Source organism: Paenibacillus oleatilyticus, assembly GCF_018998565.1.
GTDB classification, from domain to species: Bacteria; Bacillota; Bacilli; order Paenibacillales; family NBRC-103111; genus Paenibacillus_G; species Paenibacillus_G oleatilyticus.
In genome coordinates this window covers 78,012-102,890 of sequence record NZ_JAHNZO010000024.1, presented here as the reverse complement: position 1 = coordinate 102,890, position 24,879 = coordinate 78,012, and the positions used below count along the sequence as shown (strand labels likewise).

Annotated in this window: 23 protein-coding genes; 8 read left to right on the top strand and 15 right to left on the bottom strand. The window is 57.2% G+C overall.

The window, feature by feature from the left end; translation table 11 throughout:
• Positions 1–12: 12 nt before the first annotated feature.
• A complete protein-coding gene (locus tag KQX66_RS26125; protein ID WP_216795718.1) occupies positions 13–1,746 on the bottom strand; it encodes a sensor histidine kinase in 1,734 nt (577 codons plus the stop codon).
• The gene (locus KQX66_RS26120; RefSeq protein WP_216795717.1) at positions 1,743–2,468 is read right to left on the bottom strand and encodes a response regulator transcription factor; all 726 of its coding nucleotides are present in this window, start codon (positions 2,466–2,468) and stop codon (positions 1,743–1,745) included. The genes KQX66_RS26125 and KQX66_RS26120 overlap by 4 nt, the downstream gene beginning before the upstream one ends.
• A 168-nt stretch (positions 2,469–2,636) precedes the next feature.
• Here KQX66_RS26120 and KQX66_RS26115 point away from each other — a divergent pair, with 168 nt between their 5' ends.
• The 3 genes from KQX66_RS26115 (at position 2,637) to KQX66_RS26105 (ending at position 5,128) form a co-directional block, all read left to right on the top strand.
• Positions 2,637–3,323, top strand: coding sequence for an ABC transporter permease (locus tag KQX66_RS26115; protein ID WP_216795716.1), 687 nt, complete (start codon positions 2,637–2,639; stop codon positions 3,321–3,323).
• Positions 3,323–4,237 (top strand): ABC transporter ATP-binding protein, encoded by a 915-nt coding sequence (locus KQX66_RS26110; protein WP_216795715.1) that lies wholly within the window; start codon positions 3,323–3,325, stop codon positions 4,235–4,237. The genes KQX66_RS26115 and KQX66_RS26110 overlap by 1 nt, the downstream gene beginning before the upstream one ends.
• Positions 4,238–4,342: 105 nt before the next feature.
• On the top strand, positions 4,343–5,128 hold the full coding sequence (locus tag KQX66_RS26105) for an endonuclease/exonuclease/phosphatase family protein (protein ID WP_216795714.1): 786 nt from the start codon (positions 4,343–4,345) through the stop codon (positions 5,126–5,128).
• Positions 5,129–5,249: 121 nt separating this feature from the next.
• Here KQX66_RS26105 and KQX66_RS26100 read toward each other — a convergent pair whose 3' ends face one another.
• The 13 genes from KQX66_RS26100 to KQX66_RS26040 all read right to left on the bottom strand — a co-directional run bounded on the left by KQX66_RS26100 (position 5,250) and on the right by KQX66_RS26040 (position 20,537).
• Positions 5,250–6,119 (bottom strand): carbohydrate ABC transporter permease, encoded by an 870-nt coding sequence (locus KQX66_RS26100; protein ID WP_216795713.1) that lies wholly within the window; start codon positions 6,117–6,119, stop codon positions 5,250–5,252.
• A 12-nt stretch (positions 6,120–6,131) separates the two neighbouring features.
• Positions 6,132–7,016: a carbohydrate ABC transporter permease gene (locus KQX66_RS26095; RefSeq protein ID WP_216795712.1), complete on the bottom strand. Its 885-nt coding sequence runs from the start codon at positions 7,014–7,016 to the stop codon at positions 6,132–6,134.
• A gap of 78 nt (positions 7,017–7,094) precedes the next feature.
• Positions 7,095–8,480, bottom strand: coding sequence for an extracellular solute-binding protein (locus tag KQX66_RS26090; protein WP_216795711.1), 1,386 nt, complete (start codon positions 8,478–8,480; stop codon positions 7,095–7,097).
• Positions 8,481–8,603: 123 nt separating this feature from the next.
• Positions 8,604–9,872 carry an extracellular solute-binding protein gene (locus KQX66_RS26085; protein WP_216795710.1) on the bottom strand — a complete coding sequence of 423 codons (1,269 nt, stop codon included), beginning with the start codon at positions 9,870–9,872 and terminating at the stop codon, positions 8,604–8,606.
• A 51-nt stretch (positions 9,873–9,923) separates the two neighbouring features.
• Entirely contained in the window at positions 9,924–10,910 is a 987-nt protein-coding gene (locus KQX66_RS26080; RefSeq protein WP_216795709.1) for a substrate-binding domain-containing protein, read from the bottom strand.
• A 14-nt stretch (positions 10,911–10,924) separates the two neighbouring features.
• The gene (locus KQX66_RS26075; protein ID WP_216795708.1) at positions 10,925–12,700 is read right to left on the bottom strand and encodes a cache domain-containing sensor histidine kinase; all 1,776 of its coding nucleotides are present in this window, start codon (positions 12,698–12,700) and stop codon (positions 10,925–10,927) included.
• Entirely contained in the window at positions 12,697–14,322 is a 1,626-nt protein-coding gene (locus tag KQX66_RS26070; protein ID WP_216795707.1) for a response regulator, read from the bottom strand. The genes KQX66_RS26075 and KQX66_RS26070 overlap by 4 nt, the downstream gene beginning before the upstream one ends.
• Before the next feature lie 237 nt (positions 14,323–14,559).
• Positions 14,560–15,141 (bottom strand): YqaA family protein, encoded by a 582-nt coding sequence (locus tag KQX66_RS26065; protein WP_253957445.1) that lies wholly within the window; start codon positions 15,139–15,141, stop codon positions 14,560–14,562.
• Between the two features lie 434 nt (positions 15,142–15,575).
• Positions 15,576–16,304 (bottom strand): GntR family transcriptional regulator, encoded by a 729-nt coding sequence (locus KQX66_RS26060; protein ID WP_127460703.1) that lies wholly within the window; start codon positions 16,302–16,304, stop codon positions 15,576–15,578.
• A 69-nt stretch (positions 16,305–16,373) separates the two neighbouring features.
• Positions 16,374–17,156 (bottom strand): fructoselysine 6-kinase, encoded by a 783-nt coding sequence (gene frlD, locus KQX66_RS26055; protein WP_216795706.1) that lies wholly within the window; start codon positions 17,154–17,156, stop codon positions 16,374–16,376.
• Between the two features lie 63 nt (positions 17,157–17,219).
• Positions 17,220–18,242, bottom strand: coding sequence for an SIS domain-containing protein (locus KQX66_RS26050; protein ID WP_216795705.1), 1,023 nt, complete (start codon positions 18,240–18,242; stop codon positions 17,220–17,222).
• A 79-nt stretch (positions 18,243–18,321) separates the two neighbouring features.
• Positions 18,322–19,680, bottom strand: a complete 1,359-nt coding sequence (locus tag KQX66_RS26045) for an amino acid permease (RefSeq protein WP_216795704.1) — start codon at positions 19,678–19,680, stop codon at positions 18,322–18,324.
• A 32-nt stretch (positions 19,681–19,712) separates the two neighbouring features.
• Positions 19,713–20,537, bottom strand: a complete 825-nt coding sequence (locus tag KQX66_RS26040) for a sugar phosphate isomerase/epimerase family protein (protein ID WP_216795703.1) — start codon at positions 20,535–20,537, stop codon at positions 19,713–19,715.
• Positions 20,538–20,862: 325 nt separating this feature from the next.
• Between KQX66_RS26040 and KQX66_RS26035 the strand changes: the two genes are divergently transcribed.
• From KQX66_RS26035 to KQX66_RS26015, 5 genes are all read left to right on the top strand, one after another.
• Positions 20,863–21,852, top strand: a complete 990-nt coding sequence (locus KQX66_RS26035; RefSeq protein WP_216795702.1) for a cation diffusion facilitator family transporter — start codon at positions 20,863–20,865, stop codon at positions 21,850–21,852.
• Positions 21,853–21,920: 68 nt separating this feature from the next.
• On the top strand, positions 21,921–22,661 hold the full coding sequence (locus KQX66_RS26030) for a metallophosphoesterase family protein (protein WP_216795701.1): 741 nt from the start codon (positions 21,921–21,923) through the stop codon (positions 22,659–22,661).
• A gap of 103 nt (positions 22,662–22,764) precedes the next feature.
• A complete protein-coding gene (locus tag KQX66_RS26025; protein ID WP_216795700.1) occupies positions 22,765–23,040 on the top strand; it encodes a hypothetical protein in 276 nt (91 codons plus the stop codon).
• A 204-nt stretch (positions 23,041–23,244) separates the two neighbouring features.
• Entirely contained in the window at positions 23,245–24,135 is an 891-nt protein-coding gene (locus KQX66_RS26020) for an SMP-30/gluconolactonase/LRE family protein (RefSeq protein WP_216795699.1), read from the top strand.
• A 7-nt stretch (positions 24,136–24,142) separates the two neighbouring features.
• Positions 24,143–24,793, top strand: a complete 651-nt coding sequence (locus tag KQX66_RS26015) for a serine/threonine protein kinase (protein ID WP_373950985.1) — start codon at positions 24,143–24,145, stop codon at positions 24,791–24,793.
• The last annotated feature ends 86 nt before the right edge of the window (positions 24,794–24,879 follow it).

The following is a 24,879-nucleotide window of genomic DNA, read 5'->3' as shown; positions in this document are numbered from 1 at the left end:
AGCGCCTAAACCTTAAGCACCGCCAAAACGCAGCACAATCTCCGTCCCCTCGCCCGGCTCGCTGCGTACGGCAATGTCGCCGCCATGCGCCAGCGTCAATTGCTTGGCGATCGTCATGCCGAGGCCCGAGCCGCTCGTCGTTTCCTCCGTGTTCGTGCCGCGGTAGTAGCGATCGAACAGCCGGTCCAGCGTCCTCGGGTCCATTCCCGCACCGTTGTCGCGGATCGTGACCGAGAAGCCTTGGCCGGGCTCTGCTTTTACCGCAATGCCGATGGCCGTCTGCGCCGGATTGTGCTTGATCGCATTGGAGATCATATTGTCGACGATGCGGGTGAACCATTTGCGGTCGATCGGGTACGTGATCGGGCTGCTCGAAGGGGAGAACGTGATGGTATAGGAGGCCGCCTGCGGATCGTTCATAAAGGCGACGACGGCCCGGCGCACGACTTCATTCACGTCCGAAGGCTTCCGGTCGAGCGGCAGCGCGTTGTTTTTCAAGCGGTACGTCAAGCTCAAATCCTCGATCAGCTCCGACATGAAATCGGACTTCTCGCGCAGGGTACGGCCAATCGTCCGCAGCTCCTCTTCGGACCAGGAGTACGAGGCCGATTCAAGCACATGTGCGTAACCGCTGATCGACGATAACGGCGTCTTCAAGTCGTGGGATACGCCGGTGATCCATTCCTCGCGCGTCTGCTCCAGCCGGTTCCGCAGCTGCTCGCTGCGGGCAAGCTCCAGCCTCAAGCCTTCGAGCGATTCGTTCACCTCCCGGAACAACCGGAAGGTCCCCTTCGGCTTCCTGGGCCGATTCCCGCTGCCGCGGGACTTTCCCTTGCCCGTCCGGGACGGCTGCGCATAGTTCCCCGAAGCCAATTGCTCGATGAATTCCAGCATCGCCCGGAACGGACGGCCGAAGCGGACGCCGTAGACGTAGGAGAGAAGCAGAATGAACGCGGCCAGACCGAGAAAATAGGCGAGAAACGCATTCGAGATAATCCGATCAAATCCTTCCCCGGCCTCGGCGGACAACCCGTCCGAGGTATGGACGATCCACGTCTGCCGGGTCGCGGGGTCAAAGTGCACCGCTTCCTCCGCCTCCGCCTTCCCCGAAGCTGTGGCGCTCCCAATCATATCGCCGAGAGCGACCTCCGGACGGACCGCATGCTCCTCCCCGAATGCGTGAAGCAGCCGGCCGTCGGCGCCGTAAATGTGCAGCGAAGCCTGCTGCTGCCGAAGCGCCTGCTCGCCTGCTGGCGATAACGCCCGCCCGTCGAAGGCGGGCAGCGCTTGCTGGAGCGCCTGCTCAGCCTTGCGCTTCTCGCCGTAGACGACGATGTACGTCGTGCTGTCCTTCTCCACCCGATTGACGGTCAATGCGTATGGAAAAGGAAGCTTTTTCTTCCAGTAGGCGAACAGCTCTCCCGGCGCGTACTGCCCGGGAACATCGGCGGGAACAGCAGATGAGGTGAGCACGCGTCCTTCCGGGCTCACAACCTGGAGCCAGCCGCCGCGCTCCGGCAGGGCGGCCGCCCATGCGGCATCGACGACGGCTTGACCGTCCTTCACGGTAAACGAAGAGCGGAACGCTCCTAACCCCCGGATTGCTTCGGAATCCGGTCCGGCATGCTTTTCCGTCTGCAGCCCAATGTAGACGAGCAATACGAGTGCCCCCAGCGCCATGACCAGAATGAACAAGACCAGCTGCGCAACGAATTGAAAGGTGAGCCTGCGGCTGATCCGGTTCATGGCAGCTCCTTCGGCGGGACGAGCTTATAGCCCAGCCCGCGGACCGTCATCAGGTAATCCGGCTGTCCCGGGTCCCGCTCGATGCGCTCGCGGATGCGCCGGATATGGACGATGACCGTATGATCATCGCCCATGCTGTCGATGCCCCAGACGGCTTCGTACAGCTGGTCCTTCGTGAAGATGCGGTTCGGATGCTTGCAGAGGAAGAGCAGCAGTTGGAACACTTGGGCGGGGCAGGCCACCGGCTTTCCCTCCACGCGTAATTCCCCGGCCAGCTCGTCGACCTGAAACCGCCCGTAATCGTAGACGGGCGTATTCGAACGGGCGGACTTGCCCGGCTCCTCTGCCTGCGGCTTGGAGCGGCGAAGCTGCGCCTTCATCCGCGCGACGACCTCCAGCGGATTGAACGGCTTCGTAATATAATCATCGCCGCCCATCGCGAAGCCGGTCAGCTTGTCCAGATCCGAGCCCTTCGCGGTCAGGAACAGGATCGGGGCATCCGTCGTTTCCCGGATAAACGGGCAAATCTCGAAGCCGCTTTTATCCGGAAGCATCACATCGAGCAAAATGATATCGTAGCGCTTCTGTCTGCACCGGGCGAGCGCCGCGGCGGCCGATTCGGCATGGTCGATGCGGCGGAAGCCTTCTTTTTTCAACACCATATCCAGCATCAGCAGGAGAGCCGGCTCGTCGTCCACCAGCAAAACAGCCGTTTCTTCCATATGCATCGTTCCTCTCTATCGTCCAAAGATGATTTGTATTTAAGTATAACGCTTCCGGGTTAACAGAACCTAAACGGCGCGGCACATGATTTATCTTGTCGTTATCCGGTGCTTCGCCGGCGTTTAGCTCCACGTTGTATGCTGTTGGAGTGAAGGGGGAGAAGTAAAATGTTAGCCATCTGGAAAAAAGAATTCGTGCAGTCCTTTAAAAGCGTGTTTTCGATCGTGACGATTGCGATTTTTACGGGGGTCTCTTATTATTTGTCGGACTTCATAGCGAAGAACGGTGCGATGCTCGGCAAGGAGGTCGCCGAAGAAGGCTATGTCAGCGGCTTGGTGCTGCTGATTTATCTCTTTGGGTTTTTGTTTATGTTTTCCCTGTTCCACGATACCATGAATCGCGAGCTGGAAAGCCGGACCATCCGTTTTCTGGTAACCAAAACGTCGCGGCTGTCGATCGTGCTGGGCAAGTTTCTCGGTATTTTCACGTACTGGTTCGTCTGCTTGCTGGTATCGTTCGGCATCATTACGGTGTTCGCGGAAAAGTTTTATTTCAAGTCGTTCGGCCAGCTGCTGGTGATGATTCTCTACATGGTGTCCATGTGCCTGCTGCTGTCCAGTCTGATTCCCAGACGCTCGATGTCGATGTTTAGCGGTCTGCTCGTCGGCTTGGCCATCCCCCTGTTCGGGTTGTGGAGCCAGTTTTCCGACAAGCTGTGGCTGAAAATATTCAAGTACGCGACCCCGTATTATTACTTTATCGATGGCGGCTCTTGGGGCTGGGCGGTCGTTCTGCTGATGGCGGCCGTTATGTTGGGCGGTTGTATTCTGCTGCTGCAAAGGAGGGATCTGTAATGCTTGCGATCCAGACGCAGGAGCTGAGAAAATCGTACGGCCCGCACGAGGTGGTGCGCGGCATATCGCTGCAGGTGAGCCAAGGGGAAATTTTCGGCTTTCTCGGCCGCAATGGCGCGGGAAAAACGACGTTCATCAACATGCTGACCGGCATCGTCCGGCCCTCGGGTGGGGAATTTTCCATTCTGGGCACGCCTCATGGGCAGTTGGACCGCGTCAAGCGGCATATCGGCGTGCTGCCGGACTACACCGAATTTTACGGGAACGATACGGCGCTTGAGCATCTGTGGTATTTTTCCGGTGTGAAGAGGCTGAAGGTCTCCAAGCGGGAATGTCTGGACGTGCTGGACAAGGTCGGCTTAAGTCAGGCGGCGCATGTGAAGGCGAAGAAGTTTTCGTTCGGGATGAAAAAGAAGCTGGGAGTCGCGCAGGCGATTCTCGGACAGCCCGGACTGATTTTTCTGGATGAGCCGACCTCCGGGATGGACCCCGAGTCGGCCTTGGAGATGCAGCAGCTCATCCGCACGCTGGCGGACAAGCGGCAAACGATCTTCATGACCTCCCATAATCTCCACGAAGTGGAAAAGCTCTGCACGCGCATTGCGATCATGAAGAGGGGGACGATCACAGGGCTGGGCACGATCGAAGAGCTGCAGCGGACGTTCCAGCCGGGCATGCAGGTGACGGTCAAGCTGGCGGCGCGGAGCGAAGAGCTGTATGGGAAGGCGCGCGAAGCTTTGCAGCAGCAGGGCATTTGCCGCATCCAAAGCTGGGATGAGCGGCACCTTACGGCGGAGATCGGGGTCGAGGCGGACATTGCCGCCGTCATCCGCGTGCTGTGCTCGCATGAAGTGGATATGTTCAGCGTACAAACGGCCCGTCTGTCGCTGGAGGATATTTTTATGCTGGATTAGTTCTTGCGGGATCTCTTCTTATGGCTGACAATGGAAAATGGAAAAGCCCATCTGTGAAGATGCGTTCACACCGAAGCAAATCACTCATTGGAGGAGAATGCCGCGATGGAATTGAACCTGATGACGTTTAATCTGCGCGTAAATACGCCCGTAGACGGAAGCAACGCTTGGCCTTACCGCATCCGGCACGCAGCCGCTGCCATCAAGAAGACGTCCCCCTTTGTCGTGGGAACGCAGGAAGGGACGAACGCGATGCTGCTCGACTTGGACCGGGAGCTGCCGGAGTACAGCCGGCTGGGCGAAGGACGGAGCGGTTCGACGAACGAGGAAGACAGGCTCCACGACGAATGCTGCGCGATCTATTATCGGCATGACCTGCTTGCCCCGGTGGCGAGCGGGCAGTTCTGGTTGTCGGAGACGCCGGACGTGCCGGGCAGCAAAAGCTGGGACAGCAGCCTGCCGAGAATTTGCACGTGGGCTTGCTTTGAGGTGAAGGCGTCGGGACGCCGCTTCTATGCGTTCAACACGCACTTCGATCATCTGGGGCAGCGGGCCAGGGAAGAGAGCGCGCGCCTCGTGCTGGAGCGTATCCGGTGCTCCCGGGAGGAAGACGGGATTCCGGCCGTGCTCACAGGGGATTTCAATGCCTTCCCCGATAATCCCGCAGTCGTTGCACTGAAGGGGCAGTTGGCGGACGCCTTCGACGTTCTGCAGGAGGAGGTTGGCCGGACGTTCCATGCCTATGAAGGAGGTACGGAGGGGCAGCCGATCGACTACTTGTTCGCCACGGAAGGCGCCGAATTTACGAGAACGATCGTACACCGCGAGCGCTGGGAAGGCGTGTACCCGTCGGACCATTATCCCGTCGAGGCGCACGTGCGGCTGCTCTAGGCGCCGGGAGGCCGGCCCGCTCCACGACCACCGATCAAGCACGCACAACTAAGGTCTGCTTCTCGCCCTCAATCGGGCAAAGGAGCAGACCTTATTTTGTCGGGAAAACGTTCCCCGCGTATCATCCCTTCAGCGCTCCTGCGGTCAACCCGCCGGTAATTTGCCGTTGGAAGATGCTGTAAGCGATGATGACCGGAATCATCGAGATGGCGAGTCCCGCGAACAGGGGGCCCCATTCCGTACGGTACTGCATCTCCCCCTGCATGATGGCGATCCCGACCGGAACCGTATATTTCGTCGGATCGTTGATCAGGACGGTCGCCATAATGTACTCGTTCCAGACGGTCAGCGCGTTCATAATGGCGACGGTGACCAGCCCCGGCTTGGACAACGGCAGCATGATGCGGAAGAACGTCCCGAAATACGAGCAGCCGTCGATCGTAGCCGCTTCCTCCAGCTCTTTCGGCAGCGATTTGTAGAAGCCGACGAGGAAGAAGACGCCGAAGGGCAATATGCCGACCGCCCCCACCGAGTAGACCAACGTCAAGCCCAGCAGCGAATTGGACAACTGTAGCGTATTGAGCAAAAAGACGAGCGGAATCAAGCCGAGAATCGTCGGAATCATCATGGAGGCGACGTAGATAAAATAAAGCGCGCCCCGTCCCTTGAATTCGTAGCGGGCGAGCACGTAGGCGGTCGTAGCGGCCATCGCCAGCGAGAGCAGCGTGCTGCCCGCGGTGACCAGCGCCGAGTTGACGAAATAATCGCCGAAATGCGCGCGGCTCCAGACGTTGGCGTAATTTTCGAAGATCAGCGGGGACGGCAGATCCCACGGCTTTCCCTGAAGCACCTGCGGGTTATCCTTCAGCGAGGTGAAGAAGGTCCACAGGACCGGGTAAATGACAAGAATGCTCCAGACCAGAGGAAATAAACGGACGAGCGCTTTCGCTAAGCCATGTGCGGGTTTGCCTGCGGCAGAAGTCCCGGCCATACCCATCCCTCCTTACAATTCGATAGTTTCCCGCTTCAAGAACCGGCTCAAGATCAGCGTGGTCAGCAAAGACAGGATTAAAATCAGGACGCCGATAGTCGCGCCGTAGCTTAAGTGATACTGCTTGAAGCCCATCTGGTACAAATAGTAACCCATCACTTGCGTCGCATTGTCGGGACCGCCGTCGGTCATGAGCCGGACGATAATGAACGATCCGTTCAGGGTGGTGATGACAATGTGCAGCACCGAGGTTTTGAACTGCTCCCAGATGAGCGGCAGCGTCACGTTCCAGAACTGATGCCACTGCCCGGCGCCATCGATCTCTGCAGCCTCGTAGAGCGAGCTTGGAATCGCCAGGATGGAAGCGATGATCAGAATCATATAGAAGCCGATCCCGGCCCACACGCTCGGAGGCAGCAGCGACCACATGGCGAGCTTTGCGTCGCCCAGCCAGTTCGTCTCGACCGGCTTGTCGGTGAAGAGCGACAGGAACGCATTGAGAAAGCCGAGCTGCGGATTATAGATGAAGCTCCACAGCACGCCGATGACCGCGACCGAAATGATGTTCGGGAAGAAGAAAACGACGCGGTAAAAGCCGTACTCCCGCAGCTTCAGCCGGGTCAGCGCTACGGCGAAGAAGGTGGCGATCAGTATGATCAGAACCACTTTCCAGAAGACGAGAAAATAATCGTTCTTGATCGCTTGGCCGATAATCTCGTCGGACAGCAGCTCCCGGTAATTGCCGAGCCCGATGAAATTCATCGTTTCCGAGCCGCCGGACCAGTCGAAGAAGCTCAAATACAAGCCGCGGAATAACGGATAGATCGTGAACACCAGAAACACCGCGAAGGTCGGCAGCAGGAAGGTCGTAATAAAAAGCGCGCGATTCCATTTCATAAGGCATCCTCCACTGCTAGGAATTGGAAGAAACAAATCGGCAGGAAGGGTCCTGCCGATCGTTCCCGGGTCGAGACGCTATTTGCTTCCTCTGACTTTGGCGGCGGCTTTCTCCATGCGGTCCATCCATTCGTCCGGCGTAATTTTCTTCTGCAGCAGCGCGATCGTAGCGTCGCTCTCGGCCTGCTCCAGGTCGGCGTTCAGCTTGAATACGGGGGCGACGATGGTGTTGCTGCTGTTGAAGTATTTCATGGCCGTTTTCACGACGCCGCTGGCGGTTGTTGCTTCGAGATCGGCCTTCACGTTCATGATGGCTCCGGTCAGCTCCGCCCAGCGGGTGGCTGTTTTCTTCGTGAAAATGAATTGCACGAACGCTTTGGCCGCTTCCGGGTTTTTCGCTTTCTTCGCGATGGCGATATTGCTCGTGTAAGGAATGGCAATGCTTTTACCGCCCGGCTTCTGCATGACGGAAGGAAGGAAGCCGAATTTGAAGTCGGCCGGGACGTCCTTCTTCATTTCGTTCTCCAGCCACAGCCCGTTCGGAATCATGGCGTCTTTGCGCTGAAGGAACAGCATTTGCGAATCGGTGTGGTTGATGCCGAAGGAGGCGTTATCAAAATATCCCTTATCCCGCATAACGACCAGCTTTTGCAGCGTTTTGGCGACGGCGTCGTTTTTGAACGCTTTTTCCTTCGCCGCTTCCTGATCCTTCAAAATTTGCGGATTGTCGCCGTTCTCGGACACGAAGCCGGAGTTGACCAGCCCGCCGACGATGTAGTACGGGTATTTGCCGGTATGGATGTAAGGATTGATGCCGGAGGCTTTGATCTTCTCGCTGGTGGCGAGGAAGCTGTCCCAATCGGTCGGCACGGTCCAGCCGTTCTTCTTGAACAGCGCTTCGTCGTAGAACGTGCCCCAGGAGCCGAAGACGAGCGGGATTGTAAAGTTTTTGCCGTTGAAATCTTGAGGAGGGGCGATCAATTGGTCCGTCAGCTTGTCGCCGTCGACGTTCTTCGCGGTCTTCACCCAATCGGAGATGTCCATCAGTTGATCGTCCTTGACCATCTGGGCTTCGTTCGATCCGGCTCCGTCGATGTAGACGACGTCGGGCGGATTGCCTTGAATCCAGCGCGGCTTCATTTGATCGTTGATCTGCGAGCCGGCCGATTGCTTGATTTTCAGGTCGGGGTACTTCTTCTGGAACTCGCCGATCACTTCTTTCCACCAGGCGTCGCCGTAGCCGCCGACGAAGTACTGGATTTCGAAGTCGCCTGCGATTTTGGCGCCGTCCGCCGGTTTGGTCCCGTCTGCAGGCTTCGCTCCGTCGGCGGGCTTGGCGGCTTCGCCCGGCTTGGCCGTGTCGGCCGGTTTGGCTGCCGGAGCGGCCCCGCAGCCGGCCAGCGAAAGCGCGCAAAGCAGGGAGGCCATGCCCAAGGCCGCGCTTTTGGTTAATGCTTTTTTCATCTTTCGAACCCTCCTAAAATATGATCGTTACGGCACGTCTTGATTGCGTAACCTTATCTTAGGAGGTTTGATGCGAAAGCTCCATTGAATATCTTCCAAGAGTTCTTTATTTTTTTACTCACGTTACTCGCGGCTTTTCGTGAGGGCGATCTGCTGAAGCTGATCGAGGGCGGCCTGGGGCGGCATGTGGTCGATCAGGACGGCTTGGCCCATTTTTCGCGTTCCGTCCATGACCTTCTGCCAGGCAGGATGGTTGACCGGATAAAATTGGGCCGTCTGCAGCGCTTCGAGGCTGTCTTTTGCGTTCTTGTCCTTGGCCGCAAGCTTGTCCCCTACGGACTTAGTCACCGGCAGGAAGCCTTCGCGCAGAATGATGCTCTCGTAGCGCGCATCGTCGTACAGAAAGCTGATGAATTTGGAGAGCGCCTCTTTGTTCGTATGGTCCGTCTTGAAGGACACCAGCACATCCTGCACGCCGAAGGAGATGGGCGGAGTTCCGTCCTTGACCGGCAGCGGTCCGATCCCCCATTTCAGACCGGGAAATTCTCTGGGAACGACGGATGGGAAATAATTGCCCGAAATCATCGTCCCGAGCTTTCCGTTCCCGAGAATGCGGTGCTTCTCGTCGCGCGTCGTGACGGTCGGCTCGGCATCGGTCAGCCCTTGGTCGTACAGCGACTTCAGAAAGGTTAGCCCTTCGACGTTTTCCGGCGAATTGATCGTCCACTGCCCGTCCTTCATCCAGCCTCCGCCCGCTCCGAAGAAGAAGTAGGACAAGTAAGCCTGACTTTCGTTGTCCGTCAAGTCCACGCCGAAGCCTTCGGCTTTGCCCGTTTGCTTGATTTTCCGCGCCGTCTCGACCAGCTCGGACCACGTTTTCGGCGGTCCGGTCAGCCCGATGTCGTCAAAAATATCCTTGTTGTAATACAGGTTGCGGACGGTGGCGAGATAAGGGATCGCGTATTGGGCACCGTTCCAATAATCCATTTGCAGAAACTTCGGAAGAAGGTTCGCCTTCAACTCCGGGGACAGGATGTCGTTCCAGTCGTTGAGCAGGCCATCCTTGGCAAAATGAGCGTACACGTTCGTATTCAGCAGGTCCGGCGGTTGGTTCTTGCTGATCATGGTCGTATAGACGCCGTCGAGGATGTCCCAATTCGCCACCTGCAGCTCGACGTCAATGTTCGGATACTTCGCTTCGAAATCTTTCACGATGCTCTCCAGCAGCGGCCGCGTATCCGTGCTGTACTCCGCGGCCAGGAACTGGATCAACGCCTTCTGCTCCGCCATTGCAGGAGAAGGGGAAGAGTCGATCCCGCAGCCGGACAGCGGCATCAGCAGCAGCGTTAGTACAGTCGACACGGCCGCTGCGGCGGGCTTCCGTCGGTTCATTCGGTCCACCTCGATTCTTGGATTGATCGCCCGAGCCGGGGCATGATTTCCTTACCTTTCCACAAAAGGGAAGAGCAGCTTTTGGTTTTCCGGGTCGTACATGTTCTCCTTGGTGACGACCGTCGAATCGATGTTGTCGCGCGGGTTCGCTTTTTTTTCGTCGATGAGCTCCACGGCTGCCTTTACGCCCAAATATCCGATGTTAAAAGGCTTCTGGACCAGCGTGGCATGCAGCACGCCTTCCTCCAGCAGCTTGATCTCATAGATCGATGCGCCGAAGCCGACGAGCTTGACCGAGGCGCTTTTGTTCAGTTCCTTGATCGCTTTGGCGGCTCCCAAGGTAGCCGTTTCGTTCAAGCAGATCATGCCGTTAATCTCCGGGTGATCGGCCAGCAGCTGCTTGGTCGCTTGGTAGGCCAGCTCCTCCTGATTCGCGGCATACCGCGTGCCGACGACGACCGCCGGCGGGTCGGCGGCGAGCACCTCACGAATGCCCGTTTCCCGATCTGTGGCAGTGGGCGAGCCGCTCTTGTCGCTAAGGATCGCCACGGTGGGCCGGCCATTGGTCATGGAGGCCAGCGCCCGCCCGGCTTTTCGGCCTGCATCCAGGTTGTTGCTGGCGATAAAGCTGTCGCCGGGATTGCCGTCCAACGGCGAATCGATCACGACCAGCTTGATCCCGGCTTGGCGGACCTTCTCTGCCACAGGAACGAGCAGGTCGTTGTCGGCGGGTGCCAGCACGATCGCTTGCGGCTTCTCCGCGATCGCTTGCTCCACGAGGCCGATCTGCTCGCGCACGTCGGTTTCCTGCAAGGGACCGCGAATGTCCGCCTTCGCCTGAAATTCTTTGGCGGCCGTCTTCGCCCCGGCCCGGACCGTCTGCCAAAATTCCGTGCGGATATCGTTGCTTTTCATAATGACGATAATGCTCTTGTCCTTGCCGCTTTCGGTCCGGACGGACTGGAGCAGGATGGCGGTATAGGCCCCCAAAGCCAAGAGGGGTACCAGCATCCACACGATTTTTTTATGCGTCTGCATCGGCTGCTCCTTTCCTACTCGCTTTTCGGGATCGTCAGCGTGACCCGGGTGCCCTTCTCCGGTTCGCTTTCGAAGCTCACGCCGTAGCTCGTCCCGAAATAAAGCTGAATCCGTTCGTGAACGTTGGCAATGCCTACGCCCGTGCCGCGCTCCGTTCCCTTCTTCGGCACCAGAATGTGCCGCAGTTGGTCCGGCGTCATGCCGAGTCCGTTATCCTCGATGGTGAACACGATCTTGCCGTCTTTCTCCGAGCCCGCTATGGTGATGAGCCCGCACCCCGGTTTGTTTTTGATCCCGTGGTAGATGGCGTTTTCGACGAAGGGCTGGAGCAAAATTTTGATCGTTTTGCAGGCCATAATGTCTTGGGAGACGTCGATCCGGTAATCCAGCTTTTCTTTGTACCTCATCTTCTGGATCAACAGATAGCTGCGGATATGCTCGATTTCGATGAAAAGGGGCACGAGCTCGTCGCTTTTGTTGATGCTGGCCCGGAACAGCTTCGCAAGCGCGGAGGTCATGAGCACGACTTCCTCATGCTTCTTGCCTTCCGCCATCCAGATGATCGAATCGAGCGTATTGTACAGAAAATGCGGATTGATCTGCGCCTGAAGCACCTTGAGCTCGCTCTTGCGCTTCGTTTCCTCGTTGCGGATGATTTCGCTCATCAGCTCCTTCGTGTGGCCGACCATCAGGTTGAACGTGCGCCCGAGCTGCCCGATCTCGTTCTCCTGCTCGATTTCGGCGCGGATGTCGAAGTTGCCTTTTTCCACCTGCTTCATCTTATCCTGCAGGTTCTTGATCGGCTTGGAAAACCGGTGCGAGAGCACGAACGACAGCAGCAGGGTAATCGCCAGCCCGAAGACGGCCAGCAGCAGGAACGAGCCTTGAATCGTGTGCTTGTTGGTGACGAGCTCGTCCGTGTAGGCGACGCCGACGATTTTCCAGCCGAATTTCGTATCATGGACCGAATAGATCCGCGATTCGTCGCCGTCGTACGTAACGAAGCTGTCCGTATGCATCACCTTGTCGATCAGCTCGCTTTTCAGGTTGCTGTAGATGAGCTGCTGCTGCGGGTGGTAGACGATGTTGCCGCCGTTGTCGACAATGAACACGTAGCCCCGCTTCCCGAGGTTGACCTGACTGCAGATTTCGCTGATGACGCTCAAGTTGAGATCGACGAGAAAAATGCCTTCCCCCGCGATCCCGTCGGTGCTTTTTAGCTCCCGGCTGAGGGAGACGACCCAGCGGTATTCGTTCTGGATCACATGCTGGACGTGGGAGGAGGAGACGACCGGCTTGCCGCCTTCCTGCTTCGCCTGCTTGTACCAGAGCTGCTCCTCCGGCTTCGCGTTCGGATTGAGGCTGGTGCTGCGCCGATCTGACACGAACTTGCCGTTGTAGCCGAACACCATGATAGAGGCGATGTCTTTGCGGGTGTACAGAATCGACTGGAACATGTCCGAAATGCGCTTCTCGTATATGCGGCGGTCGGCCTCGCTGATGAACACCGTGTTGGAGATAAAATATTTGACGTCTTTGTTCGTCAGGGCCAGGGTGGAGATATTTTCCATATTCGTGAAGTAGGACTGGATGTTGGCGCCAACCTGCTTCATGACTTCCGAGAGGTAGGCTTGCGAATTTTTCTCTACGGCGTCGGCGGACAGCCGGTAGGAGATGAAGCTGGTGATGCCGACGGAGACGAGAATCAAGCAGGAAAAAGCCGCGGCGATGCTGGAGCGGATGCTCTTGAATTGGAACAAGGGCGACGGCAGGCGGAGCACTGGCTTCATCGGCGGGTCTCCTTGGCTGTCGCGTTGTCCCGGTATTCCGTCGGCGTGAGGCCGGAGTGCTTCTTGAAGATCAGGCTGAAATAGTTCGGATCGGCATAGCCGACCTGCGCCGCAATCTCATAGGATTTGAGCGGGGTATGCAGCAGCAGCTCCTTCGCCTTGTCGATGCGTACCCGCGTCAAATATTCGACGAACGTTTCGCCGAGCTGCTGCTTGAACACGGTGCTGAAATAGCTGGTGCTCATGAGCGTATGCCGGCACAGCTCCTGCAGGGAGAGCTTGTCGTTCGCGTAGTGCTCGCGGATATACTCGGTGGCCCGCAGCACCTGCATATGCGTCAGGCGGTTCCGCTGCTCGGAGATTTGCTCCAGCGCCAAGCTTAAAATGTGCTTCAGCCAGTCCTGGATTTCGTCCAGCGTCTTGAACCGGTACACGTCCGTCAGCCAATTGCGCTCGCCTGCGGCTGCGCACGGTTCGTCCGCTCCGAGCTCCCGGACCGTATTCATCAGCGTGACGATCACCGATTGGATCTGCCAATAGCACGCTTCGATCGGCATCCGGGACGTTTTCAAGTGGGCAACCAGTTGCTCGATCAAGCGGTGAACGTCTGCGGTTGTTCCGGTTTTCACGGCGGAGGCAAGCAGCCGGTTCCATTCTGCGCCGTTGTCTGGAGCGGCTGGCGGCTGTCCCTCCATATCGACGATGCCGATCACCTGGTTTTTGCCGAGCAGCAGCCGGTATTCGAGCGCGGACAGGGCGCTTTTGTAAGCGTGGGGAAGCTGCTCCAGCGCGCCGCATACGCGTCCGACGCCCAAGCTTACGGTCAAATTCAAATATTTCTCGACAAACTGCCGGATCGTTTCGGCGAGCTGGTACGCGAGCTCGTACAGGGGCATGGCCGCAAGCCCGGACACGATGGCAACGACACGCTCCTCGCGGGTGCGAAAGGCGATGCCGTTCTCCTGGCCCACGATTTCCTGCACCATGTTGTACACGGCGAAGCGCAGCAGCTCCTGATCCCGATCGGAGGGCAGATGTCCGCTGCTGCCGAAATCGTCGATATCGACGACCATCGCCACATAGTCGGGCAGAGGCTCGGGAAGCCCGAAATAGCGGAGCCGCTCGCGGATTTCCGCATCCCCCATGGCGGTCGTCGCCCACCGTTCGAGAAACCGTTCCTTCAGCAGGGGCAGACTTTGATTCAATTGCATATGCAGCTGCGTCAAATCTTCCCGCTGGCGGGTTTCTTCGTCGAGCTCGCCTTTCACTTTCGTCAGCAGCGCGCGAAGGTCGGCCGCTGTAATCGGTTTCAAAATAAAGTCATAAGCTTTGAGCCGCAGCGCTTGCTGCGCATAATCGAAATCGTCGAAGCCGGTCAGGATGATCACCTTCACGAAAGGGTACCGGGTCCGGATCAGCCGCGTCAGCTCCAGCCCGTCCATAAACGGCATGCAAATATCCGACAGCACGAGGTCCGGTCTGAGCTGCTCCATCGCTTCCCACGCTTCCCGGCTGCTCGCGTAATCGCCCACCAGTTCGAAGCCCAGCCCATTCCAGTCGATATGCTCCTTGATGCCCTCGCGTACGATCGCTTCGTCGTCCACAATCATGATTTTGTACATGCGCACCCCCGCGTTTCCAGCGTAACTTTGTGTTGAGTGTACTGTAAAAAGGGAAATTCAGGCAAGGGGATTGTGGGCGCTTTTGCATTTTTTTGTAGAAACTTAACATGCCGCCCTCGCTCATCGCAGCTTCGACAAGCAATGGATCGGGGAATCGATACATCTGCAAAAAATTGCTCCGCATAATTTCAAATCAAAAAGCCAGCATTCTTCAGAGAAGAACGACTGGCTCGCAGCTTATTGTGAAATGTCGGTTTGGCGTTTTTCTTTTTTCCGGCGTTGAATTTTTCGCACGAGCAGCCAGCATAATGCAATCACTGCGCCGGCAGCCAGCATGGAGATGGTGAGCGTGCTTCCGCCGACCATATCTTCTGCCGCATGGCCGTAAATGTAGAACAAAATTCCGACGGCATAAAATTTCGCCGCACGCCCGATAGCAGCATAACCGATCAGCTTCCAAAGGGGATAATTCATACAACCCGATAAAATGGTAAAAATCTTGAAAGGAATAGGAGTGAAAGAACCGATCATAATGGCTGCTTCTCCATGACGACGGAACATTTCGGTAACGGAATCCAGCTGCTTTTGTTTCATAAATTTGCGAAGAATAAGATTGCCTGAAGTTTTACCGATGGCGTAGCCGATTGGCGTACCGATCATACAACCTATAAAGCCGATCGTAGCCAGCCATAAGGCGTTCCCGGGGTTTAAAGCGCTCAAGGAAATTTGAAGAAAAAACGCGGGAATTGGAAAAATAATAGCGTCGATCATGGCGTGAATGAAAAGCCCGATATCTCCGAAGCTGCGCAGAAATTCCAAAACTGAATTAATCAAGCCTGTTTGCCCCCTCAACGAAAAGAAGGGCTTGTATCTTAGTTCCAATCATTTGCATTCTCCTCGAAGTCCTCTGTCCGGCAATTTCATAATATTTCGTTACTGTCATGATATCAAAAAATGGAGCGAAAGGCACTATCCCGAGGTATAGTTCCCGTCCTAGACTGAAGTCTTGGAAACCGGACTTTTCCTAATATAAGCTCGAGGAGTTTCAATCGTATTTAATTGCTTCTCCACTGCTGCCGTTCGCCGATGACGAACGGCTGGGAGATTAGCTCGTATGAAGTGGCAAACAAAAAAAGAGTGTCGCAAAAGCCATGAAAATGGCTGAGGGACACTCTCTTGTCATACAGCTCGTGTGTACTCTTTCTGTAAGGATAGCTGGATGGAGGCCATGCTAACCGGTAGAGGGATACGCCTCATTTCGCGCGATGCACAGTCAGATTCACCTTATTGGTCTCGCACATGAAGGTGGAGAGATGAACGGGCCGGTCGTGCGAATCGTAGGCGATTTTGACGATGCGGAACAGGTTGGCGCCGACGTCGCATTCCAGCGCTTTTGCCAGATCCTTTGTCGCTCCGATCACATTGATGATTTTATCGTTGCTGTCGATTTCCGTTTCGTAGTCTTGCTTCAAAATCTTGTACGTCGATTCGTCGCGCGCGATTTTTTTCTCCAGATCGGGGAAGCGCGTCAGCGGGTAGTGGGCCAGATCGTAAAACAGCGGCCGTTCGTTGACATACATCAGCCGTTCGAGCTCAAGCACCGGGCTGCCTTCCTCGATCTGCAGCCGCTCGGCCATATCCGCGGTAGCCGGAATCACTTCGCTGCGCAGCGTACGCGAATTGGGGATCATCCCCAATTGGTGGCTGAATTCCGAGAAGCCGCTGACCGACAGCAGCTCGTTCTGGAATTTACTCGAGGTGACGAAGGTCCCCTTGCGCTGGATGCGGGTGAGCGTGCCGTCCTTGACCAGCTCCTCGATCGCTTTGCGGATCGTGATGCGGCTGACCTGATAGATGTCGCACAGCTCCGCTTCCGTCGGAATCTGCTCGTCCGGTTTGTATTTTCCTTCTTGAATATCGTTCTTCAGCATTTGCCTGATTTGCATGTATAAGGGCTGCGCTGTCGATGGGTTTAAGTTCATAGCGTAAAATCGACTCCATGTCGCCATTGTTTCTTCTCATTATACATGCAACTTTGCCGCGAATTCCAGCTACCAGGCTCCGAAATACGTAATCGTGTGCGCCGCGGCCCGCGTTCCTTGCTCCAGGCACTGCGTCAGCGGAAGTCCGTTCATGATCCCGTACAGGAAGCCGGCGATGAACGAATCGCCCGCGCCCATCGTGTCCACGACGGTGACCGCTTCCGCCTCCCGCCGAAAATAATGCTCGCCGTCGTAGGCAAGCGAGCCGTTTTCCCCCAAGGTGGCGACGGCCACCCGGGCCCCGAGCGCATGCGTTTCTTTCAGGTAGCTGCGGATATATGCGTCGTCCTGCGTATAAGAGAAGAAAGCGTAATCAACAAAAGCCGGGAGCCGCCGGGTCAAGTCGTGATGAAGCTGGTCCGAGAAGTCGAAGGAGGTGATCAGGCCCTTCTCCTTGAACCGCGGGAAATACGGCTCCGCGTGGCCCCAGATTCCGGCATGCACCAGCGCATGCCCTTCGATAAACCGCAGATCGGCTTCCGTCAGCCGGAAGTGCTCCATCACCCCTTCGTGATAGTCACCGAATTTGCGGTCGCTGCCGATCAGCTCGACGTAGGTTATGGCGGTCTGGCCTTCTTTTTGGTGCAGATGGCTGACGTCGATGCCTTTGTCGCGGATCGCCCGGCGCATCTGCTCGCCGTAGCTGTCGGTGCCGACCCAGCCGATATACGAAGCATCGCCCCCGAGCCGCTTTAAGTAGACGGCTACGTTCACCGGATTGCCGCCCGGGTAGCTTTCCTGCCTCGACAAATAAACGTCCATACAGTTGTCTCCGACGGTAGCAGCTTTCATCTTCCCATTCGCCTCCTACAGGAGCGTAACCCCCTGTCCGGAAGACAGGGGGATCGCGTCATTCTAGTATTCGACGACGCCGTAGTAACGGCGGTCATCGGGGTTGTGGTCTCTCGCGACGGCGAAGTAGTAAGAGAACCATTCCAGCGGCACGAACATGACCATCGGGGCCAGATCCGGATGCAAGCCGCCGGACAATTCCTGATAGTCGAACACGATGTGCTCGCCTTTGTATTTTTGCACGAAACGCAGGGCGCGTTCCGTAATGTGGCGGGAAGCGTCGGTGCCGACCAGGAAGACGAACGGAACGCCGGGCTCGACGATTTCCAGCGGGCCATGACGGAACTCACCGCTTTCGATCACTGCGCCGTGACCCCACATGAATTCCATATTCGTAATGACGCCTTCTTTATAAGCAAGGGATACGAGCGGACCGGCCGCTACCGTATAGAAGCCTTTCCAGCTGCTGACCGATTTTGCCAGCTTCAGCGCCTTTTCCTCGAACGAATCGATATGGCCTGCCAGGACGGCGGGCAGCTTCGGAATATCGGCCAGAATGCGCTCGACCTCTTCGGACGGCTCGACTTCCCGAATCCATTGCAGGGCCAGGAAATACAGGGCCAGCAGGTGGCATTCCCACATCGCATGGGCGTTGTAGTCGATCACGAACCGGGCTTCGTCACCGAGCGGATTGCCTTCCTTCTTGTTCACGACACTGATCGTTACGGCACCGGCTTGATTGGCTTTTCGCAGCGATTGGACCACTTCCTCCGTCGTGCCGGAGTGGGAGATGACAACGACCGCCGTGGAGGCATCCAGAGCGCGGGGCGTATGGTCGACGAATTCCCAGCCGGTGTAGACGTTCGAGACCAGCGTGCTGTATTTGTCGATCAAATATTTGGCCGCGCCCCCGACAGCCTTGGAGCTGCCGCAGCCGACGAAGTATACGCGTCCGATCTTTTGCTGCGCGAGCTTTTGCGCGATACCGGCAATTTTCGGCTGACCTTCCCGGATGAAGGTTTCAACCTCGGGGATCATGCTCGACGTTACCAGAAAATCGACTTTTGTTTTGTCCAAATGCAGCATGGATGCAACACGCCTCTCTTTTATAATTTATTTGTTATGTTTTGTATTATAACAAAATAGAATTAAAAATCAATCCGAATTAGGCTTCTTTCGGAATTTCGTCATGGCCAATGCCGGGAGCGCGATGAGAGCGATTTCTTTTTTTCCAGTAATGGTACACCGGAAGGCCGGTGACGATGACGATCCCCGCCGCGAGCAAGCCCTGCCAAGGGGCCCAGGTGAACGTTCCCCATGCGAGCCACGTGGCGCCCAGAATCGCGAGAATCGTCGTCAGACGCCACGCCGGCATGCGGTATACGGGCTTGTAATCGTCGCGCTTGCGGCATTTGTAGATCGCGACGAAGTCCATAATGTTAATTGCGAGCTGCGTTAGCGTAAAATAACCGAGCAGCGTCGTCAGATCGCTTAAAAAGACGAGCACGCATGCATAAACGACCTGAACGATGATGGAGAAGCTCGGCGTCTCGTATTTGGGGTGCACCTGGCCGAATCGTTTGAAGAACAGCCCGTCGCGGGCCATGACGTATTCGAGGCGCGGCTGGAACATAATGCACGAGCTGAGCGAGCCGAGAATGACAATAATGGCGGTAATCGAAACAAACGACGAAGCGATATGCGCAAGCCCGGGAATAAACGTAACGGCTTCGGACACCGGAGCTTCCGATTTCATCAGCTGTTCGAAGGGCATTAAGCCCGTCACGGAGACGGCCAGCGTCGTATAGAGAGTCAGCACGATCAGTACCGAGCCGATCAGGGCGCGGGGGAGCACCTTCCCGGGATTTTTGATTTCACCGGCCATGAAGCAGATCGCCGCCATGCCCGTATAGGCCCATGTCGTGGCGGAAATGCCGCCCATAAGACTTGTATTGGCGGCGCCGCCCGGAGGGGTGTAGGCGAAATTGTCGGTATTCATATACATAAAGCCGAGTGCGACGACGATGACGAACGGAACGATTTTGACTGCGGTAATCAGGACCTGGAACACGCCGCCTTCCTTTACGCTGCGGTAGTGGATCGCGGTGATGGCCAGAATGATGGCGACGGCCAGCAATTTTCCCGCGATGCCTGCGAAGAACGGGAAAAACACAGCGGCGTAGGACACGATCGCGATAGCCATGATCGCAATCGAAGGGGGATCAAGTGCCCAGAACGTGGCCCAGCCGTACAGAAAGGCGAGGGGCCGCCAGCCGGCTTTGTTCAGGTACACGTACCCGCTGCCGTTCTCGGGGTAGGCGGTCGACAATTCGCCCAGAACCATCATTTGCGGAATGGCGATCAAGCCGCCGATCAGCCAGGCCATGATCGAGACCGTCGGGGTGCCGGACGCGCGGGCCACCTCGCCGACCGAGACAAAGATGCCCGAGCCGATGGTGGTCCCGACGGCCAGGGCCAAGGCGGACCAGAATCCAAGTTTTCGTGTGAGACTGCCGTTGCTCATACACGGTTCCTCCATGTTCAAGTTGTTAAACTCTACGAAGAAAATCCGAACTGCCGGAGCTTGTCCAGCGACTTTTCAATGGCTTCCTGCGGATTGGCATAATAACGCGACCCCATGATTTCCAGCGTGCAGCATCCTTGGTATCCGTGCTTGAGCAAGCTTTGCACGTAGCTTTCCCAGTTCAGCACCCCGTCACCGAGCGCCAAATGTGCGTCCGACTGCCCGTCACCATCGATCAGATGGACATGCGGCAGTCCGCCCGGCGCGGCAAAGTAATCGTCCGGCGTTTCGCCGGCCAGCTGCATCGCGACGGTATCGATCATGCCGCGCAGGGAAGGGGAGCCGATCTCCGCCATCATGCTTCGCACGTCCCGAAGGCTCGTGATCAGGTTCGTTTCAAACGACGTCAGCGGCTCCAGCGCCAGAATCAGCCCTTCCGCTTCGGCGATTCGGGCCAATTGTGCAATGGAATCGCTTGCAAAATTCCAAGAATCGGAGCGAGGCACGGCAAAATCGCCGATCCCCGACGTGACAAGCATCATCGGCGCCTCCAATTCAACCGCGGCGTACAGGTTTTCCTTGAAATACGCCACGCTCCTCGCTCTCCACTCCGGGTCCGAAGCAGCCAAATTATACGGGTAGACGCACTGCTCGGGGGTGTAGCAAACGATGTTCAGCTTTCGCGCTTTCACCTCCTTTCGAATGCTCCGCAGCGTGGAGAGCGGGTTTCGCCCCACATAGAAGTGAGGTTCCCCGGCCCATAATTCGATGCTGCCGATTCCCGCGCGCTCCATCCCGTCCAGGAAATGCCCGAACGGAAAATGACGATACGTAATATTCATGCCTGCGATGATCATGTGAGCAGCTCGCCTCCTGCTTCGGTTTAATTGTTATGTTTTGTATTATAATTAAACAGTACATAAAATGGCAAGCGCTTTCTTTGAAATGTTTTAATTTTCACGCAGCCGGCTTCACGGTTTTGTCAAAAACACACGGTCCTCTTAAACCGGCATGGAAATGGTCATACTGACATCATGGAGCAAGGCGGCGGGTAAAAAATCTCATGGATAGCATTGACAGGGGATATGCGATGATGCATAATAATATATGAGCACATATTCATATATTAAATATACGGTCGAACGCCGCAGCGAATCGCCCGTATTTTGGGAGGGACGACCTATGCACAGTCATAACCATAGCGCGCATGCGCATAGCGGAGGAGCAGCTCATAAGCACGATCACAGCCACGGTCACGGTCACCATCATCATGGCCACGGGCATCACCATCACGACCACGCCCGGGAAGGGAACAAAAAGGGCCTGATCATCGCTTTGTCCATTACGGCGGGCATTTTGATACTGGAGTTTTTTGGGGGGCTTATCACGAACAGTCTGGCGCTGCTTTCGGATTCCGGGCATATGCTCAGCGATGCCAGCTCGCTCTTGCTCAGCTTGATCGCGCTCAGCTTCGCCGCGAGACCGGCTTCCCCGGCCAAGACGTACGGCTTTCACCGCTTCGAGATTTTGGCGGCGCTGTTCAACGGCATTACGCTGTTTCTCATCGCCGGCTTTATTATCTGGGAAGCGTACGGCCGGTTCTTCAACCCGCCGGAAGTCGCCAGCGGCTCGATGATGCTGATTGCTTCCGTAGGGCTGCTCGCCAACCTGATCAGCGCGTGGGCGCTCATGCGGAAGGGCGACGTGAAGAACAACGTCAACCTGCGCAGCGCGTATCTCCACGTGCTCGGGGACGCGCTCGGCTCCGTCGGCGCCATTATCGCGGGGCTGGTGATGCTGGCCTTCGGCTGGTATATCGCCGATCCGATTATCAGCGTGCTTGTCGCGCTGCTGATTCTTAAGGGCGCTTGGGGCGTGATCTCCCATACCGTGCACGTGCTGATGGAAGGAACGCCGGCCGGCGTGAGCCAGCAGGAAGTGAAACAGGCGCTGGAGAGCATCGAGGGTGTTGTGGACGTGCACGATCTTCATATTTGGACGATTACGTCGGGCCTCGATTCGTTCAGCTGCCACATCCAGATCAAGGACGATCGGGACAGCCAAGAGGTGCTGCAGCAGGCGATCGGGCTGATGGCGGAGCGGTTCAATATCCATCATGCAACGATCCAGATCGAGAAATCGGCTATACGCCACGAGGAATTGCGGGTATAATTCGGGGACATGGGCCGTAACGCTGCTTTAGCGAAGCGGTCCTGGATTATTGAGACGGGAGGTCCGGGATGACTGACTCGATTGCCGTAATTTCGGATATTCACAGCAATATTTACGCCCTTGATGCCGTATTGGAGGACATAGCGGCGCGGAAGCTTCACCGGATCGTCAATTTGGGCGACAGCTTGTTCGGGCCGATCGATCCGGTGCAGACGGCGCATCGGCTTATGAATCTGGAAAATGCTGTCCATATCATGGGCAACTGCGACCGGATTCTGCTGGAACCGGAGGCCGATTCGCTTACGTTCCGGCATGTGAAGCCGCTGCTGACGGAGGACATCGAACGGTGGATCGGAACGTTCCCCGCCACGTGGACGTTGGAAGACATGCTGTTCTGCCACGGCACCCCGTTTTCGGACGAGCATTATTTGATCGAGGAGGTTACTGAGCACGGGGTCAAGAACAAAGACGCGGAACGTTTAAGACGGGAGCTTCAGCCGGTTGCCGCCTCGTGGATCTATTGCGGACATACCCATATGAGCAGAACGGTCCGGCTGCCCGACGGCAAAACGATCGTGAACCCGGGCAGCGTCGGCCTTCCGGCTTACGAGGAAGAGGCCCCGTATCCGCATGTCATGGAAGCCGGGTTTCCCCATGCGAGGTATGCGGCCATCCGGCGCACGAACGGTTCGTGGATCGTGGAGCACGTGCAAGTCGTTTACGATTGGCACCGGGCCGCTGCGGCTGCGCGGCAGAACGGGCGTGACGATTATGCGACCGCTATTCAGACCGGGAGAGTTCACGGCTAACCTGCCCCGGAAAAATCGGCGACTCCGCCCATCCCGAACGAATAAAAACGGTCGTTTCTTCCCACATTAACAGCAACCCTGTATGTGGAAAGGATGACCAAGAATGACCCGTTACGAATACGACACCAGCCTGCAATCGCAAAATCCGGTCTCGCAAGCGCAAAACTCGGTGGAAAAGGCGCATAATGCCGTAACCCAAGCGCAGAGCCATCCGACCGCCCAAATGATCGAGCAGGCCGAAACGGCCGTGGAAAAAGCCGAGCGCTCGATCGCCCAAGCCGGGCATGACGAGAACAAGCCCGCCGTAGAGCAAGCGTCTGCGCAGCTTGCCGAAGACCAATCGGACCTGCAAAGCTTGCAACCGATGGAAGAAGAATAGCGGCGAAGCGAACCTCAAGACCCGTTAACCCCTCCGCTTATGGAGATGGGGCCGACGGGTCTTTTTTCGGCTCGATGCAGCGCGTAACCCGGTCTGCACGTCGTTATCAAGCTTGGCGGCCGCATCGCTTTTGGCTTTTCCATTGTGCTACAATGGAAGCATATGGTGCGTGCTTTCAGGCATGCGAGAAGAGGAGGGCTGCATTTGGAACCGTGGCAGCTAACGGCGGAATTGATTTTGGATGGAAAAGCGGCGCTGGGCGAAGGGCCGGTATGGGATCACCGCAGCGGACGGCTGGTGTGGGTCGATATCGAGGGAATGCGGATTCATCACTATGATCCGGTGCAAGGAACGAACCGTTCGATTCAGTTTGACCAGCGGGTCGGGGCTGCGGTGCCGAGAGCGGAGGGCGAAGGTCTGGTGCTCGCGCTGGAGCATGGCTTTCATCTGCTCGATCTGGCGACGGAGCGGCTGACGAAGCTTGCCGACCCGGAGGCGGGGCAGCCGGAAAACCGGTTTAACGACGGCAAGTGCGACGAAGCCGGGCGTTTTTGGGCGGGGACGATGAACCGCAAGAGCAGCAGTCCGACGGGCGCGCTGTATTGCCTGGAGCCTGACGGGACGCTGCGGAAGGCGATCGATGGCGTGATTTGCTCCAACGGGCTCGGCTGGAGCCCCGACGGGCGCACGATGTATTACATCGATTCGCCTACCAAGCAGGTCGTCGCCTACGACTACGAGCCGACAGCAGGAGCGATCTCGAACCGGCGCACGGTCGTCACGATTCCGGAGGGCGAGGGCGTCCCCGACGGCATGGCCGTCGATCGCGAAGGGATGCTGTGGGTTGCCCAGTGGGGCGGCTGGCGGGTGTCCTGCTGGAATCCGCAGACCGGCGAAAGGCTCGGCTTCGTCTGCGTCCCGGCTGCACAGACGACCTCCTGCGCGTTCGGCGGTCCGGACTGGGACGAGCTGTACATTACGACGGCCCGGACCGGGCTGAGCGAGGAACAGCTGGCGCAGCAGCCGCATGCCGGCGGCTTGTTCCGCGTCAAGCCGGGCGTGAAGGGCAGACCGGCTGACTTTTATGGCGGATAGCCATTGGATGATGACAGGCGGGGACGCTTGGGATGAGCGCCATCCGTTCATCATGCAGATCGAGCGCTGCCTGCGGCCGGAGCTGCGTATCAAGAGCGAGCAGCCGCACGATCCGATCGCCGTATACCGCGTGCCTGTCCCTTGGCGGTTGGTGGGTGCGGGCAACTATGCGGCGGTTGTCGCGCACCCGGATTACCCGGAGTTTGTGGTGAAGGTGTATGCGCCGGGCCGGCCGGGGCTGGATGAGGAGGCCGAGGTGTACCGCCGTCTGGGGCGGCATCCGGCCTATTCGGAATGCCTGTACTATGGCGACGGCTACCTGGTGCTCCGGCGGTTGAACGGCATCACGCTGTACGATTGCATCCGGAAGGGCATCCCGATCCCCCGGCAGGTAATCGACGATATTGACGAAGCGCTTGCCTATGCGGTAAGCAAAGGGCTTCGCCCGCACGACGTTCACGGCAAAAACGTCATGATGCGGGACGGCCGCGGCGTCGTGGTCGACGTGTCGGACTTTTTGAAGCCGGAGCCGTGCGGGATGTGGGACGATCTGAAGAAGGCGTACGACCGGTTTTACCTTCCGCCTTTGCAGCGTGTCCCCATTCCCGGCTTCGTGCTGAATGCGGTGCGGAAAGGCTACCGTTTGCTCAAAAGATAAAGATTTAATCAAGCTTCGCCGGCATGGCGTTCCGGGCGAAACCGCCCGGCACTGCGCCGCGTATTGAAACCGCAGAGCTACAAATA

Coding starts and splice junctions, on each gene's coding strand:
- KQX66_RS26025 (WP_216795700.1), top strand. CDS start 22,765: ATGACCCGTTACGAATACGACACCAGCCTGCAATCGCAAAATCCGGTC.
- KQX66_RS26060 (WP_127460703.1), bottom strand. CDS start 16,304: ATGAACTTAAACCCATCGACAGCGCAGCCCTTATACATGCAAATCAGG.
- KQX66_RS26115 (WP_216795716.1), top strand. CDS start 2,637: ATGTTAGCCATCTGGAAAAAAGAATTCGTGCAGTCCTTTAAAAGCGTG.
- KQX66_RS26125 (WP_216795718.1), bottom strand. CDS start 1,746: ATGAACCGGATCAGCCGCAGGCTCACCTTTCAATTCGTTGCGCAGCTG.
- KQX66_RS26095 (WP_216795712.1), bottom strand. CDS start 7,016: ATGAAATGGAATCGCGCGCTTTTTATTACGACCTTCCTGCTGCCGACC.
- KQX66_RS26075 (WP_216795708.1), bottom strand. CDS start 12,700: ATGAAGCCAGTGCTCCGCCTGCCGTCGCCCTTGTTCCAATTCAAGAGC.
- KQX66_RS26080 (WP_216795709.1), bottom strand. CDS start 10,910: ATGCAGACGCATAAAAAAATCGTGTGGATGCTGGTACCCCTCTTGGCT.
- KQX66_RS26045 (WP_216795704.1), bottom strand. CDS start 19,680: ATGAGCAACGGCAGTCTCACACGAAAACTTGGATTCTGGTCCGCCTTG.
- KQX66_RS26100 (WP_216795713.1), bottom strand. CDS start 6,119: ATGGCCGGGACTTCTGCCGCAGGCAAACCCGCACATGGCTTAGCGAAA.
- KQX66_RS26040 (WP_216795703.1), bottom strand. CDS start 20,537: ATGATCATCGCAGGCATGAATATTACGTATCGTCATTTTCCGTTCGGG.
- KQX66_RS26110 (WP_216795715.1), top strand. CDS start 3,323: ATGCTTGCGATCCAGACGCAGGAGCTGAGAAAATCGTACGGCCCGCAC.
- KQX66_RS26050 (WP_216795705.1), bottom strand. CDS start 18,242: ATGCTGCATTTGGACAAAACAAAAGTCGATTTTCTGGTAACGTCGAGC.
- KQX66_RS26085 (WP_216795710.1), bottom strand. CDS start 9,872: ATGAACCGACGGAAGCCCGCCGCAGCGGCCGTGTCGACTGTACTAACG.
- KQX66_RS26035 (WP_216795702.1), top strand. CDS start 20,863: ATGCACAGTCATAACCATAGCGCGCATGCGCATAGCGGAGGAGCAGCT.
- KQX66_RS26030 (WP_216795701.1), top strand. CDS start 21,921: ATGACTGACTCGATTGCCGTAATTTCGGATATTCACAGCAATATTTAC.
- frlD (WP_216795706.1), bottom strand. CDS start 17,156: ATGAAAGCTGCTACCGTCGGAGACAACTGTATGGACGTTTATTTGTCG.
- KQX66_RS26070 (WP_216795707.1), bottom strand. CDS start 14,322: ATGTACAAAATCATGATTGTGGACGACGAAGCGATCGTACGCGAGGGC.
- KQX66_RS26090 (WP_216795711.1), bottom strand. CDS start 8,480: ATGAAAAAAGCATTAACCAAAAGCGCGGCCTTGGGCATGGCCTCCCTG.
- KQX66_RS26120 (WP_216795717.1), bottom strand. CDS start 2,468: ATGGAAGAAACGGCTGTTTTGCTGGTGGACGACGAGCCGGCTCTCCTG.
- KQX66_RS26105 (WP_216795714.1), top strand. CDS start 4,343: ATGGAATTGAACCTGATGACGTTTAATCTGCGCGTAAATACGCCCGTA.
- KQX66_RS26015 (WP_373950985.1), top strand. CDS start 24,143: ATGATGACAGGCGGGGACGCTTGGGATGAGCGCCATCCGTTCATCATG.